Here is a 16042-nt window from a genome sequence, read left to right on the forward strand (position 1 = left end):
AATGAATGGAATAAAGCCGTCATCGGCAAGGGCTTTGGCATAAAAGATGTTAAGCCGCAGGCTTTTAACGGTTGAACAGCTCGAAGGTGAACTTGCAGCCTATCTCCTGGTACTCCCAGTTGGCGAAGCTGGCAAAGACGCCGAAGTCGAAGATGTGCGTGCCGATGCCGTAGCCCACCTCCAGATAGGGTGTCAGGTGAGGCACGACGAGGGCGTTCAGGTAGAGGCGTTCGTTCAGCACGTACTGCGTGTACTTCATCAGGTGGCGCAGCAGCAGGAAGGGTGCCTCGTAGGTGGCATGGGCCCGCAGGTACTTGCGCGAGGAGTTGTACCAGCGTCCGTCCAGCAGCTGGAAGACACCGCCGATTTCATCGTTCCACCCCACGGGCAGGTTGTGGCGGGTGAAGTTGGCAAAGTCCACAAAGTAGAGCTCCTCCTGGTTGGTGAACTTTCCCCACCCCACGCGATAATACAGGTCGCGCATCAGGCCCAGGGAGACATGGTGCTGCAGGTCCACCTCCACCCGTTCGTAGGTGCCCGACCCCGGCAGGATGCCGCTGATGCCCCGCTCCCAATCCACGCTCAGCGTGGGGTACTTGGAGTAGAGGTTGATCTTGCGGTCGCCGTTCATGTAGTAATACTGCCCCGGCGTCCATTGTACGGACACGCGCGGTGCAAAGCTGCTGTACGTATGGCGGAAGCGCTTCAGAAACTCCGAATCGAGCACGGGCGGATAAGGGTTTTCTCCAATGGACGCCTTCGTCTGCGGACGTTTCGACACCAGGTCGTTGTTTTCGGGCAGGTTCAGGCGGAATTCAGACTTCTGCACCTCCGTGCGGCGGTGGATGGACAAACCGATGTCCAGCGTCAGCCCGTTCACGATCTCCCACGTATGACGGACGCGGAAATACAGGTCCTTGAAGTAATCCAGATGGATGCGGTCGAAGTCGAAGAGGCTGTCGGGCATGGCCTTCAGCTCGTCCAGCACGTCACTGCTGTAGATGCGGTTACCGTTGCCCATCTCGAAGTGGAGGGCCGCCCGCTTGCGCGGCCAGTAGTCCAGGTCGCCGCTCATCGACCAGTAGAACTCCTTGCGCGTGAAGTTGTAACCGATGCGGGGGGCGATGTGCAGGAAGCGGTCGCCTGGAAACAGGCGGTTGTAGCGGAAGTCCTGTCGGTAGGAGATGCCGTTCGAGTGGCTGTAGCTGAGCAGCAGCGGATTGATGAGGGGCGAACAGCGCACACTGCCCACGTTGGCCAGGTCGAGCGTGTAGCGGCTCACCAGCGCGTCGCCCACCGTTCCCCAGAACTCCAGCCGCTTGTTGCGCGGCTTCTTCCTCGTCTGGCCGGCCGTGTCGAGGTACTGGTAATATGAGTAGTAGAGCGAATCCTCGTGCTTCGTCAGCGGCAGGGGGCGCAGGGCATTGAAGGCGGCCGTGTCCTTCACGCTGGCACTGGTGTCACAGCGCAGCGTGTACGAGGCCGAGAGGTCGTACGAATCCTTTTCCATCGCCCGCCTCCGGTAGGCCGAGGGGTTCTGCTGCTTGATGTCCTTGTACTTCAGCGCCGCCGTATAGCTGCCGTCTATCACGTTGCCCACCATCTTGAAGGTCACGTCGAAGTCGGAGTACAGCGGCAGGAACTCGTCCGCCTCCCCCACCTGCCCCATGCGGACGTGGTTGCTGAAGCGGAAGATTTCCGACCGCCCCGAGAAGCGTATCTCGCGGATGCTCCACACGTTGTCGCTCACCACCATGTAGCCGCCCACCAGCTGGAAGCTCTTGCTCTTGGGGATGAAGCGGATGACGTACTGCAGGTCGTGGGGCTTCCCCTGGATGGTGTCGATGCGGTAGTTGTAGTACTTCTTCGCGTTGGGCGCCAGCGGCGAGAGGAGCTTGTCGTTGAGCAGCGAGGCCGAGTAGACATTAATGCGGAAGTATTGGGGCAGCTGGCCGTTGAGGTCCCACATCTCGCTGGCGGTGCCCATCGTGGCCGTCACCTTCTGGTCGTAGATGTCGGGAGCGGTGAAGCTCAGCTCGTTGTAGGTCTCCATCAGATACTCCTTCTCCCCCTTGCGCATGCGGAACAAGGTGGGGATGTAGCGCATCAGCCGGTTCTGCTTGCGGATGTGGATGTGCCCCTTGATGTAGAGCTCCGCATTGTAGCTGTCAACAATGCGTTCGTAGAGAGGGGCGAAGAAGACCACCTTCTCCATGATGGAGTCGGCCGACACGAGACGGTCGCCATGACGGTAGGGAGCATACTCCGCCCGTGCCTTCCCTCCGCAGAAAAGCAGCAGCAGAATGCCCACTATGGTTCCCAACGTTCGTGCCAACTTTACAATTTTTCTTGATAGTTCGGGGACAAATATAGTGAAAGGTGAAAGCAATACAAAATAAGCCCGCTTATTTTTATTGCTGAGCCGCATCCTATTTTCGTGCAACAAATCTAGTGAAAGGGGCGAGCAAATGAAACAAGCTCCCCACTTTTTTTCGCCAACCTTTCGCCATCTCCTGCCGTATATGGAAAAAAACACGTACTTTTGCAGGCAAATTAAAACAACTACTAAAGAAAATCTGATATGTCTAAAATGCGTTTTTTTGCTTTGCAGGAGCTTGCCAACCGCAAGCCCCTGGAAGTCACGCCTCCCTCCGAGAAGCTGTCCGACTACTACGGCAGCCACGTATTCGACCGTAAGAAGATGCAGGAGTATCTGCCCAAGGAAGCCTACAAGGCCGTGACCGACGCCATCGAAAAGGGTACCCCCATCAGCCGCGAAATGGCCGACCTCATCGCCAACGGCATGAAGAGCTGGGCCAAGTCGATGGGCGCCACCCACTACACCCACTGGTTCCAGCCGCTGACCGACGGCACCGCCGAGAAGCACGACGGCTTCATCGACTTCAGCGAAGACGGCTGCGTCATCGAGCGCTTCTCGGGCAAGCTGCTCATCCAGCAGGAGCCCGACGCCTCCAGCTTCCCCAACGGCGGCATCCGCAACACTTTCGAAGCCCGCGGCTACACGGCGTGGGATGTCTCCTCACCCGCCTTCGTGGTAGACACCACCCTCTGTATCCCCACCATCTTCATCGCCTACACGGGCGAGGCGCTCGACTACAAGACGCCGCTGCTGAAGGCGCTCAACGCCGTCGACAAGGCCGCCACCGACGTCTGCCAGCTGTTCGACAAGAACGTCAGCCGCGTCTATGCCAACCTCGGCTGGGAGCAGGAATACTTCCTCGTCGACCTGGCCCTCTACAACGCCCGCCCCGACCTCTGCCTGACGGGCCGCACGCTGATGGGGCACTCCTCGGCCAAGGACCAGCAGCTCGAAGACCACTACTTCGGCTCCATCCCGCCGCGCGTCACCGCCTTCATGAAGGAGCTGGAGATAGAGTGCTACAAGCTGGGCATCCCCGTCAAGACACGCCACAACGAGGTGGCCCCCAACCAGTTTGAGCTGGCTCCCATCTTCGAGAACGTCAACCTGGCCAACGACCACAACCAGCTGGTCATGGACCTGATGAAGCGCATCGCCCGCAAGCATCACTTCGCCGTCCTGCTCCACGAGAAGCCCTACAACGGCGTCAACGGCAGCGGCAAGCACAACAACTGGTCGCTCTGCACCGACACGGGCATCAACCTCTTCGGCCCCGGCAAGAACCCCAAGAGCAACATGCTGTTCCTCACCTTCCTGGTCAACGTCCTGATGATGGTGTACAAGAACCAGGACCTGCTGCGCGCCTCCATCGCCAGCGCCAGCAACAGCTACCGCCTGGGTGCCAACGAAGCGCCGCCCGCCATCCTGTCCATCTTCCTGGGCCGCCAGCTCTCGTCCATCCTCGACGAAATCACCCTGCAGATGAGCAGCAGCAAGATGACCGCCGAAGAGAAGACCACCCTGAAGCTGGGCATCGGCCGCATCCCCGAAATCCTGCTCGACACGACCGACCGCAACCGCACGTCGCCCTTCGCCTTCACAGGCAACCGCTTTGAGTTCCGCGCGGCAGGTTCGTCGTCCAACTGCGCCGCGGCCATGATCGCCATCAACGCCGCCATGGCCAACCAGCTGAACGAATTCAAGGCATCGGTCGACAAGGCCATGGAAGACGGCACCGGCAAGGAGGAAGCCATCTTCCGCATCCTGCGCGAGATGATTATCGCCTCCGCCCCCATCCGCTTCGAGGGCGACGGCTACTCGGAAGAGTGGAAGCAGGAAGCTGCCCGCCGCGGCCTGACCAACATCTGCCACGTGCCCGAAGCGCTGATGCACTACGTGGACGACCAGTCGCGCTCAGTCCTCATCGGCGAGCACATCTTCAACGAGACGGAGCTGAACAGCCGCCTCGAGGTAGAGCTGGAGAAGTTCACCATGAAGGTGCAGATCGAGAGCCGCGTCCTGGGCGACCTGGCCATCAACCACATCGTGCCCACGGCCGTCAGCTACCAGAACCGCCTGCTGGAGAACCTCCGCGGCCTGCGCGAGACGTTCACGCCCGAAGAGTACGAAGAGCTCAGCGCCGACCGCAAGGAACTCATCCGCGAAATCTCGCGCCGCGTGACGGCCATCAAGATGCAGGTGCGCCAGATGACCGAAGCCCGCAAAGTGGCCAACCACATGGACAGCTACAAGGACAAGGCCTTCGCCTACGAGGAGACGGTGCGCCCCTACCTCGAAAGCATCCGCGACCACATCGACCACCTCGAGATGGAAGTGGACGACGAAATCTGGCCCTTGCCCAAGTATCGTGAGCTGCTGTTCACGAAATAAGTTTTAGTGGATATGTCAAAATGAGATGAGGCTATTCAACTCCCCTCCTTCCGGAAGGAGGGGTGCCCAAAGGGCGGGGTGGTAGGTTTTCGCGAGAGTTTATCAATCAACGCGTTACGTATTCACCTACCACCTCCCCCTATCGGGTACTCCTCCTTCCAGAAGGAGGAGAGTCTCAGATACCTCTATTTTGAGACATCCCCTATTTTCCCCTCCAAATTGCACATTTTTCCGACAAATGCGTATCTATTTAATTTTTTCTTATTACATTTGTGCTATATAACACAGTTATGCAGCACTCATGGTAAAAGTAAACTTGTCAGATATCAAAGTTCCGGAGCTCATCGCCGACATGTGGTCTCCGCTGAACGACGAGCAACGGGAGTTCCTCGCCAGCCACTTCACCCTTCAGAATTACAAAAAAAATGAAGTGATCCATTGCGAAGGCGAAACCCCCACACACCTGATGTGTCTGCTGAGCGGCAAGGTGAAAATCTACAAGGACGGTGTGGGCGGACGCAGCCAGATTATCCGCATGATCAAGCCCGTCGAATACTTCGGCTACCGCGCCTACTTCTCGGGCGAAGACTACATCACGGCCGCTGCCGCCTTCGAGCCTTCGGTCATCTGCCTCATCCCCATGAATGTCATCACCACCCTCGTGACGCAAAACAACGGCCTGGCCATGTTCTTCATCAAGCAGCTGTCCAAGGACCTGGGCGTGGCCGACGAACGAACGGTGAACCTCACCCAGAAGCACATCCGCGGCCGCCTGGCCGAATCGCTCCTGTTCCTCAAGGAAAGCTACGGACTGGAGGAAGACGGTTCCACCCTCAGCATCTACCTCTCGCGCGAGGACCTGGCCAACCTTTCGAACATGACGACTTCAAACGCCATCCGAACGCTCTCCCAGTTTGCCGCCGAACGACTCATCACCATCGACGGACGAAAAATCAAAATCATTGACGAAGAAAAGCTGAAGAAGATCAGCAAGATAGGATAAGAGTGGTTAACGGTTAACGGTTAATGGTAAATTGTGAGCAGATTCAGCATTTACCATTAACCATTCTTTTCATGAAGGCCGTATCAAATAATAAGTGAGAGTAATTCAACTCCCCTCCTTCGGGAAGGAGGGGTGCCCAACGGGCGGGGTGGTAGGTTGTTACACTGCGCTATCAATCCCTGCTTTATGCCTTCACCTACCACCTCCCCCTTCGGGGACTCCTCCTTCCCGAAGGAGGAGAGCTTCAAATACTTCTGCTTTTGATACCCCGCTCACCGCTACTTCTGCAAGTACCGCTCCGCCTCAATGGCCGCCATGCAACCGCTGGCAGCTGCTGTGATGGCCTGGCGGTAGTGCGGGTCGGCCACGTCGCCTGCGGCAAACACACCCGGCACCTTCGTACGAGGCGTACCCGGCTCGGTCAGGATGTAGCCCACTTCGTCGGTATCCACGTAAGGCTTGAAGATGTCCGAGTTGGGCTTGTGGCCGATGGCCAGGAAGAAGCCGTCGATGGCCACGTCGTAGCGCTCTTCGTCGGGCTCGCCCATGCGCTTCACCAGATGCACGCCTTCCACGCCGTTCTCGCCATAGAGGCCCACGGCATTGTGCTCGAACAGCACCTCGATCTTCTCGTTGTTCATCACGCGCTCCTGCATCACCTGCGACGCACGCAGATAGGGCTTGCGCACGATGAGATATACCTTGCTGGCAAGGCTGGCCAGGTAGGAAGCCTCTTCGCAAGCCGTGTCGCCACCGCCCACAACGGCCACCACCTTCTTGCGGTAGAAGAAGCCGTCGCACGTGGCACAGGCACTCACACCCATGCCGGCATATTTCTTCTCGTCCTCCAGGCCCAGGTATTTGGCTGTGGCGCCTGTGGCGATGATGATGGTTTCGGCTTCGATCACCTTCTCTTCGTCGATCGTTATCTTGTAGGGCTTCGCGCTGAGGTCGGCCGCCGTTGCCACGCCATAGCGGATGTCGGCTCCGAAGCGTTCGGCCTGCTTGCGCAAGTCTTCCATCAGCTCAGGTCCTCCGATGCCGGCAGGATAGCCGGGGAAGTTTTCCACTTCGGTGGTCGTAGTCAGCTGTCCGCCCAGTTGCAGGCCGGCATATACCACAGGAGCCAGGTTGGCGCGTCCTGCATAGATGGCGGCTGTATAGCCGGCAGGGCCCGACCCGATGATGAGGCATTTCACTTTTTCTGTTTCCATACTGTTTACTGTTTTCTTTATGTTCAATTCTGTTTTCGCTTGTTTATCTCAAGTCTATCACCTCCGCCGTCGGATAGGCGCGCTTGTCGAAGGTGAAGAGCGTATCGTCGTATTTCTGCCCCGTCTGATAGGAGCGCACCAGCACGACGGCTGCCTCGCGGTCGCCCCTGCGGACAAGGCTCAGCTTCGAGGGGCGCAGCGTCTGTTTGTCCACATAGAGTATCAGGCATTGCAGCTCGCTGCCCCGACGGGTGGCGGTCATCATCACCTTGTGGAGGCGCGGGTCGGCCTGCTCGCCCATCTTCAGCGTGTAGCCGTCCTTGTAGAGCGACAGCCAGGCATAAGGGTTGATGCTCTGCAACTCTTCGGCCGTGGGTTCGGAGACGTTCACCTCGTCGCTGTTCTCCAGGTAGGTCCATTGCGTCCGTCCGTCGAACCAGGTCGTGATGCCTTCGGTGTCGAGGCGGAACTTCTCGCCCTTGAGGCGGATGCGTCCCTCGGACGTTCCTTCGGGTGCGCGTACCTCGAAAGCGATTTCCACGCCTTCCGCCTGGCGGAAGGTGTCGGCCACGCGGTCCAGCAGCTGGCGGGCCTCGTTATTCTCTTGTGCGGCGGCTGCCTGCCCCATGCAAAGGGCAACAAGCAGGCAAAGTATTTTGTTCAGCATTTTTTAATTGAAAATTGAGAATTATATCAAAAATAAGAGAAACTATCCCAACTCCCCTCTTTCGGGAAGGAGGGGTTCCCAACGGGCGGGGTGGTAGGTTTTCGCGGGAGCTTATCAATCAACGCGTGATGTTTTTACCTACCACCTCCCCCTATCGGGGACTCCTCCTTCCAGAAGGAGGAGAGTTTCAGATGCTCCTGTTTTTTTGATACTTCCTTTATCCATATATTTATTTCAATTCTCCATTGACTTTACATTTTACTCAAAAAATCCTCCAGCGACACGATGTCCGTGAAGTAAACGTCGCGCGGCTTGCTGCCCTGCGCAGGCCCTACGATGCCCGCCTTCTCCAGCTGGTCCATCAGGCGGCCGGCACGGTTGTAGCCGATGGAGAACTTGCGCTGGATGAGCGAAGTGGAGCCTTGCTGGTGCGTCACGATGAGGCGTGCGGCGTCGTCGAAGAGCGGGTCCTTACGTCCCAGGTCCACATCGCCCAAGTCGCTGCCACTGGCGTTCTCGTCCACGTATTCGGGCAGGTAGAAGGCCGTCGGATAGCCCTGCTGGCGGGCAATGAATTTTGTAATCTCGGCCACCTCGGGCGTGTCGATGAAGGCACACTGTACACGCACAGGGTCGGCTCCCTGCAGGAAGAGCATGTCGCCGCGGCCTATCAGCTGGTTGGCGCCCGGCCGGTCGAGGATGGTGCGCGAATCGACCATCGCCGACACGCGGAAGGCGATACGCGCGGGGAAGTTGGCCTTGATGGTACCCGTGATGATGTTCGTCGTGGGTCGCTGCGTGGCGATGATCATGTGGATGCCCACCGCACGTGCCAGCTGGGCGATGCGTGCTATAGGCAGCTCCACGTCCTTGCCCGCGGTCATGATGAGGTCGCCGAACTCGTCGATCACCACCACGATGTAGGGCATGTACTTGTGTCCCTTCTCGGGGTTCAGGCGGCGGTTGATGAACTTCTCGTTGTACTCCTTGATGTTGCGCACGTGGGCCGCCTTCAGCAGATCGTAGCGCGTGTCCATCTCCACACAGATGGAGTTCAGCGTCTGCACCACCTTGGTGACGTCGGTGATGATGGGTTCGGCCTCGTCGGGCAGCTTGGCCAGGAAGTGGTGCTCGATGACGGAATAGATGCTGAATTCCACCTTCTTGGGGTCGACGAGCACAAACTTCAGCTCGGCGGGGTGCTTCTTGTAGAGCAGCGAGGTGATGATGGCGTTCAGGCCGACGGACTTCCCCTGACCGGTGGCACCCGCCACCAGCACGTGGGGCATCTTGGCCAGGTCCACCATGAACACCTCGTTCGTGATGGTCTTGCCCAGGGCGATGGGTAGCTCGTAGGTCGATTCCTGGAACTTCTTGCTGCCGATGATACTCTGCCCCGACACGATTTTGGGGTTCGAGTTGGGCACCTCGATACCGATGGTACCCTTGCCCGGTATGGGCGCTATGATGCGGATGCCCAGCGCCGAGAGGCTCAGGGCGATGTCGTCCTCCAGTCCGCGTATCTTCGAGATGCGCACACCCTGTTCGGGAGTAATTTCGTAGAGCGTCACCGTGGGTCCCACCGTCGCCTTGATGGAGCTGATTTCGATGCCGAAGCTGCGCAGCGTACTCACGATCTTGTCCTTGTTGGCATTCTGCTCGTCCATGTCGATGGTAGGCTCGGCGTTGTCGTAGTGCTTCATCAGGTCCAGCGTGGGGAAGTGGTAGTTCTCCAGGTCGAGGCGCGGGTTGTAGGGTTCCAGCTCGGGTCCCTGGTATTCCTCGTCCTCGCGCGCCTCCACCTCGAAGGCCGGTTCGGCGGCCGGATCGGGGGCGGCCATTTCGGGTTCGGGCGTCTCCACCGTCATGGCCACGTCGCCGCCGTCGGGGCGCGATGCGGGTGCCGTGCGGGGCAGGTCGTCCAGGTCGAGCGATATCTCGTGCGGGGCTTCCGCCTCGGGTTCTTCCGTTTCGGGTTCAGGTTCCTCTTCGGGCTCCTCGTGCCTGGGGGCTTCCGGCTCTTCCTCCGCCATCACAGGTTGGGGCGCAGGCGTCGGTTCGGGTCGGCGGCGTCCGTCGGCCGTCCACGAGGTGGTAAACTCCTCGGGCACCTCGCCCTCAGCGTCCGCAGCTCCCTCCGCCCCGCGCTTCTTCTTGAGGAAGTCCAGCGCAAAGACGCCGCGCAGCCACACGATGGTTTGCGCACTGAGGTAGATGAAGAAGCAGATGGCCGTCACCAGCAGCAGCATCCACACACCCGGCGCGCCGATCTGCGACACCAGCCAGCGGCTCACGTTGTAGCCGTGCATGCCGCCCAGGTAGATGAACGAGTCGGCATAGAGGCTGGCAAAGGCGAAACCGAAGAACACCGAGAACCACACCAGCAGCAGCGTGCAGCAGATGAACCAGCGCCTCAGCCGCAGGTGCCGCACCTTCATGAGCTTCAACCCGGCCGCGGCCATAAACACCAGGATGAAGAACGAGGCCACGCCGAAGCAGTCGTTGATGAGGTAGCTGGCCAGCTGTGCGCCGCGCGAGCCCGCATAGTTCTTCACGCCGTTGTCCACCGCCATGAGGTCTTCGGAACGCCCCGAGTCGATGACGCTCTGGTCCGCCGCCCCTGTGAAGAAGAACGACGAGAAGGCCAGCAGCAGGTAGACGGAGAAGATGACGAGCATCAGGCCCACGATGAAACGCAGTGTCTCGTTGTGCCAGGCGGCCGCCACCTTGCGGAAGAAGGAGGGCGATGCCGTCGTGTCTTTTTTATCTTTGTCCGATTTGTCTCTTTCTCTTTTCATTGTCTTTATTAGTAAGGATCTGTTTGTACGGGTTTTCTTTTTTTGCAGTACAAAAATACGGAAAAATAGGCGGAGAGACAAACGAAAAACCAAGTTTTCGGGGCCTCTTTTCCGAAGCACATCCATAAATATTATAAATAAGCTGGCTATCAGCTTGTTGCAAAGGCATTTTCAAGCCTCCGACAACACTTTTTCTTTTTCATACACCCCTGCCATACGGAGTCCCGCCTCCTGCCTGCATCTTCTCTCCTCGCCCAACTCGGAATTACAGATTCCAGTTTCCCGATAATGAAACTACCATTACAGAAAATGCTATTACGAATTACAGATTACAGTTAGCTAAAATCGAAAATGTGCGCGCCACTTATATAGTTATATTATATATATATTTATATATATAATATAAAATTCTGTACACACTTTTTCAAATCGAAATTCACTTACTGTAATCTGTAATTCGTAATAGCACGCTGTCTTTTCCTGGATTCAAAACGACTCTTACGAATTACAGATTACAGTTACCAGACAATCTTTTCACACTACTTCATAAAGAGCGCAAACGAAAGAGAACATCATGCCATCTGTAGAAAAACAATACTTTCCGCGCGCGAAAACGTCGCTTTTCACACTGTAAATCAATGCATTATTTTTATTAACACAATTCATCTGTTTCGTTAACACATTTTCACACACCAGCGGCCGTTTTTATTTGGCCAGCCGGAAAAGACCCCTTATATTTGCCTTTGCGAATGAGGAATGAAGAACGAAGAATGAAGAATTTGCCTGCGGCCAAGGCACCATCCATTCTCAATTATCCATTCTCCATTCTCAATTAACCAAACACAATTTAAAACAACAAAGCTATGTCAACAATCGGAACATTGAAGTACAGACGTTATCAGGCCAAGTCGCCTCAGAACCCCGACGCACCCGCCAAGTGGTACGCCCGCGCCGTGCAGGACCGCACGGTGGAATTCGAAGACTTCGTCACCCACATTTCTGAACACAACTCGCCCTACTCGCGCGGCGTCATCCACGGCGTGCTCATCGACATGCTGTCGTGCCTCAAGGAGCTGGTGCTCGACGGCAAGTCCGTCCGCCTGGGCGACCTGGGCCTGTTCTCCGTGGGCATCTCCTCGAAGGGCGCCGACACGGCCGACGCCTGGGACACCAGTCTCATCACCGGCGTCCACCTGAACGTGCGCAACACCAAGACCTGGAGCAACACCGAGCTGCGCAAGTGTACCCGCGTCACCGAGCTGGCCGTCTACACCGCCGGCGGCACGCTGACGGACGACGGCACCGAACCTGAGCCCGGCGGCGGTGACGACGGACAGGACGAGAGCCCTTTGTAAATTGAAAATGGAGAATTGAAAATTGAGAATGCGGCCGAAATTAATTCTCAATTCTCCATTATCAATTATCAATTAACGAAGATTTTCAATTCTCAACTTTCAATTGAATTAAAATTTTCAATTCTCAATTAAAGAAATGGACAAGAAAACTATTTGGAAAACCATCATCCAGACGCTGGTCACCATCCTGACCGCCATTGGAACTACGCTGGGCGTTACCAGCTGCTTGTAAACAATCAGCGGTGAACGGTAAGCGGTGAGTATCGCTAACCACTAACCGCTAAATAAAGCACCCGCCGCCTCAGAGAAGAATGAGGGGCGGGTGATTTTGTTTTAGAAATATCTTTCATTTATAGTGATTAGTTTCAAAAATGATTATCTTTGTAAAAAACGATATGGGAGCTTTAGTCATGTTTGCAATGGTGATTGTCATCGCCAACGTCGGCGGCTTTTATTTTCTGTTGAAGTATTTGCAACCAATTATTACTCAATATTTTGTGAGTTATAAGTCAGAAATATGGGCATAACCTTTAGGGGTACATTCTAAAAGGTGAAGATTTAACCTTTTTATAATTTCTTAACACTCAAAGAGCGGTGGTAGAGGGTATTTTCCCTCTTTTCGGTACTTTATTGATGGTTCGATGTTCCCATCTTTCCACATTGCTTGGCTCGTTCGCACAAGCCACTACAAAGGTACTACAATTTCCAATAAAGGCAAGAGGACAGCAATTCAAATCTATTATTTTTGAGGGAGTGAAATCTGCCGCTTGCCAAATTTCTCTCTGTCGAAAATAATAGTCCTCTGAAAAGAATGAAAACAGCATTGATAAAATTGCCTTATTAAGGGGGGGGCTATGCTGTTTTATGCTATTATTTCGTCAGTCGTTTATCTCCGTTGCCGGATGCAGTTTTCAGCCAAGCCGATGAATAAGAAAAGGTTTTGGAGCTGTTTACTCTCCAACGGAGGACGAAACTGCTCCAAATGGTTTACCGCTTGAACTTTTCGTTTTCTAAAAGAGGTTTGGCAACCTTTGCATCCGACAAAAGGAGATAAATGACCAGATATATAACAGTAGTATTACATTAAGGTAAAGAACAACCATGGTATAGTATTATTGCAATTTAACTATTTAAAGTTTGTTTATAATCAAATCATTTAAAGATTTTTGTCCTTCTATGATTTTTTGTATTTGATAAATGTCGTAATTAAATAAAAAAATATCACGCATAATGACTTTTTCTTTTTTCTAAATTTCCTCAAATGACAAATTATTGTTACCTTTGTAATGTAATGTAGTTAATGGTTGCGCTTATAAAGTCCTTGGAAAGGATTTATGTATAAAATTTACTCTGTTCTTGCCTGGATTATCAGCATCACTGATATGAAATAACAGAAAAAAATATACAATGGCTAAGCGGACGGACAGGCAGGGAAATAGTACAGATTCCCAATCCCCCTCTTTATAATACATTGCGTATAAGATTTATTAACTGTCTAGTCTGGGGAATCTACAGAGATTTAACGAATCAAGATGGGAAGAGTCAGTCTTTGTCTTGTCATAATGTTCTTCATCTGTAGTGCTCAAAAAATTGATGCACAAGTACAGAATATCAGAGAGAAACAAGATACCATTTCGGCGACTAAATCATTAGAGCATATCAGGCCCGAGAATATCAAGAAGGGACCATTGAATAATGCTTTGGATGTATTGAGTGGTCAGTCTGCCGGTGTGAACGTCACCACTAATGGGACTGACAGGCTCGCTATGCTGAATAGTATCCGTGTGCGTGGTACCACATCCATTATGGGTGGCAATGACCCGTTAGTAATTATTGACGGAGTGACATCTGACATCGCTACGCTATCTACCATATATCCCGCAGACATCGAGAGTTTCACTATTTTGAAGAATGCTACCGAAACGGCAATGTACGGTTCCCGTGGTGCTTCAGGTGTAATTGAGATTAAGACCAAGAAAGGAACGGGGCGAGGTTTCGAAATATCATATGATGGCAACTACGGATTCGAGTCAATGTATAAACATCTGCAAATGCTCAACGGCCCGGAGTATATAGCTACAGCAGAGGCACTTGGATTAGATTACAATAATGGTGGCTACAACACCAATTTTCACGATGTAATTACTCGTACGGGCTTGATACATCAGCATCACTTGGCTTTTAGCGGTGGTTCGGAAAACTCAAACTATCGAGCATCGTTCGGTTTTATGGATCATAATACAATTGTCAAAGTTAACGATTACCGAAATTTAGTGGTAAAACTTGATGCTACACAAAAGGCTTTCGATGGTCGCTTAGTTGGCGATTTTGGTGTATATGGCTACTCGTCAAAGATACACGACATTTTCGATACACGAATGCTGTTTTACTCGGCAGCTGCACAGAATCCTACATATCCAGCAGGAACTGATGTTAATGGCAACTGGGTGAAGAACTCGGCTGCATCACACATCAACCACCCCGGAGCACTCCTCTATGAGAAAAATGACTCCGAAGAACGGAATTTCAATACACATTTGGGGCTGAAATTTAATATCCTTGACAATTTGATATTGTCGGCTTTCGGCTCTTATTCATATTCATCTACGGGAAATGCTCAATTTTGTCCTACATGGGTGTGGGCGCAAGGCAATGTTTATCGTGGAGAGTTCAAGGGTGAAGACTACTTTACAAATGTGTCCCTCTCATATAACAATGCTTGGGGAGACTCACACCTTGATGCTGTTGTTGGCGCAGAATATCTTAAACAGGTAAGGACTGGTTTATGGGTGCAGGCAAAAGGAATAACAACAAATGATTTCTCCTATAATAACATCGGAGCAACATCATCGCGTCCTTTCGGTGGTACGAGCAGTAGCTATGAAGACCCGTCACTTGCTTCAATAATGGGTAGTGTCACATATAGTTACAAGGATAGATATTCTATTGCGGCAGCACTCCGTGGAGATGGCTCTTCAATGGTAAGCGATAACAATACTTTCGGATTCTTCCCATCAGTATCACTGGGTTGGGATGTAAAAAAAGAAGGCTTCCTCTCTGATACTGACTTTATAACAATATTGAAACTAAGAACCGGATATGGTCGGTCAGGAAATCTTGGAGGTATAACATCCTATACAACACTTAATACCGTAAAGGAGAATGGTATCGTATCCATCAACGGTGCACCTACCGTAACAATGGGAAGTATACGCAACACGAATCCGGAGCTTAAGTGGGAGACTCGTTCAACATTTAATATCGGTTTTGACTTAGGTATATGGGATAATCGGTTGATGCTTACCTCGGAATTATATTACTCAAAGACAACGGATATGCTCTATGAGTATGATGTTCCCGTTCCGACCTTTGCGTTCGATAAACTGATGGCAAATATCGGCTCGATGTCTAACCAGGGTGTCGAACTAGGAATCTCGGTAGTTCCCATTCAACGAAAGGATATGGAGATGAATATCAACTTCAATATGTCCTACCAGAAGAATAAGTTACTTTCGCTTAGTGGAGAGTATAATGGTATGCATATGACAGCTTCAGATATTACTCCGATTGGCTCGCTTTATGGTGCAGGTCAGAACGGTGGAGACAATAATGTAGTATATCAGATTGTAGGTCAGCCATTGGGGGTATTCTATCTACCTCACTGCAAAGGGCTTAAAGAAAATGAACTTGGTGGCTACAGTTACGATATTGAAGATTTGAATGATGATGGCGAGATTGATTTTAGCGATGGCGGAGACAGGTATATAGCAGGTCAGGCAACCCCTAAGGTAACTATTGGATCAAACATCAGTTTCCGTTACAAGTCCTTTGATATTGCCATGCAGATAAATGGTGCTTTCGGTCATAAGATATTCAATGGCACGGGCTTGGCTTATACCAATATGTCTATATTCCCTGACTACAATGTATTGAAGGGTGCTCCTGAAAAAAATATTATTGATCAGAATGTTTCAGACTATTGGTTGGAAAAAGGTGACTATGTAAATATTGAACATATTACCATAGGCTACAATATTCCAATGAAATCCAAGGCTGTGAAGTCATTGCGTCTTTCGGCAGGCATTAGCAACCTTGCAACAATCACAGGCTATAGCGGTCTTACTCCAATGATAAACAGTTATGTAGTAAGCAACACTTTGGGCATTGACGACAAACGCACCTATCCTTTATATCGTACCTATTCGTTAGGTCTTAGTATTCAATTATAACCGCT

Annotated in this window: 10 protein-coding genes; 6 read left to right on the forward strand and 4 right to left on the reverse strand. The window is 52.8% G+C overall.

The features are described 5' to 3' along the window. Positions 1-64: 64 nt before the first annotated feature. A complete protein-coding gene (locus tag BQ7483_RS06270) occupies positions 65-2215 on the reverse strand; it encodes a DUF5686 family protein (protein ID WP_407657208.1) in 2151 nt (716 codons plus the stop codon). Between the two features lie 366 nt (positions 2216-2581). Here BQ7483_RS06270 and BQ7483_RS06275 point away from each other — a divergent pair, with 366 nt between their 5' ends. Both BQ7483_RS06275 and BQ7483_RS06280 read left to right on the forward strand, forming a co-directional pair. Further along, positions 2582-4771 (forward strand): glutamine synthetase III family protein, encoded by a 2190-nt coding sequence (locus tag BQ7483_RS06275; protein WP_072545257.1) that lies wholly within the window; start codon positions 2582-2584, stop codon positions 4769-4771. Positions 4772-5072: 301 nt separating this feature from the next. After that, positions 5073-5774 (forward strand): Crp/Fnr family transcriptional regulator, encoded by a 702-nt coding sequence (locus tag BQ7483_RS06280; protein WP_072545258.1) that lies wholly within the window; start codon positions 5073-5075, stop codon positions 5772-5774. Between the two features lie 278 nt (positions 5775-6052). Here the strand turns inward: BQ7483_RS06280 and trxB are convergent, their stop codons facing one another. The 3 genes from trxB to BQ7483_RS06295 all read right to left on the reverse strand — a co-directional run bounded on the left by trxB (position 6053) and on the right by BQ7483_RS06295 (position 10453). After that, positions 6053-6988: a thioredoxin-disulfide reductase gene (gene trxB / locus BQ7483_RS06285; protein WP_072545259.1), complete on the reverse strand. Its 936-nt coding sequence runs from the start codon at positions 6986-6988 to the stop codon at positions 6053-6055. A gap of 43 nt (positions 6989-7031) precedes the next feature. After that, positions 7032-7655: an outer membrane lipoprotein periplasmic chaperone LolA1 gene (locus tag BQ7483_RS06290; protein WP_072545260.1), complete on the reverse strand. Its 624-nt coding sequence runs from the start codon at positions 7653-7655 to the stop codon at positions 7032-7034. 251 nt (positions 7656-7906) lie between these two features. Further along, complete coding sequence (locus BQ7483_RS06295; RefSeq protein ID WP_072545261.1) at positions 7907-10453, reverse strand: FtsK/SpoIIIE family DNA translocase; 2547 nt, start codon at positions 10451-10453, stop codon at positions 7907-7909. Between the two features lie 863 nt (positions 10454-11316). Here BQ7483_RS06295 and BQ7483_RS06300 point away from each other — a divergent pair. From BQ7483_RS06300 to BQ7483_RS06310, 4 genes are all read left to right on the forward strand, one after another. Continuing rightward, positions 11317-11808, forward strand: coding sequence for an HU family DNA-binding protein (locus tag BQ7483_RS06300; RefSeq protein ID WP_072545262.1), 492 nt, complete (start codon positions 11317-11319; stop codon positions 11806-11808). A 136-nt stretch (positions 11809-11944) separates the two neighbouring features. Further along, positions 11945-12040 (forward strand): smalltalk protein, encoded by a 96-nt coding sequence (locus tag BQ7483_RS17720; protein ID WP_154673570.1) that lies wholly within the window; start codon positions 11945-11947, stop codon positions 12038-12040. Positions 12041-12203: 163 nt separating this feature from the next. Then, entirely contained in the window at positions 12204-12335 is a 132-nt protein-coding gene (locus tag BQ7483_RS18145; protein ID WP_262493914.1) for a hypothetical protein, read from the forward strand. 1005 nt (positions 12336-13340) lie between these two features. Further along, complete coding sequence (locus BQ7483_RS06310; protein WP_072545263.1) at positions 13341-16037, forward strand: SusC/RagA family TonB-linked outer membrane protein; 2697 nt, start codon at positions 13341-13343, stop codon at positions 16035-16037. Positions 16038-16042: the final 5 nt, after the last annotated feature.

Source organism: Mediterranea massiliensis (genome assembly GCF_900128475.1).
Lineage (GTDB): Bacteria > Bacteroidota > Bacteroidia > Bacteroidales > Bacteroidaceae > Bacteroides > Bacteroides massiliensis_E.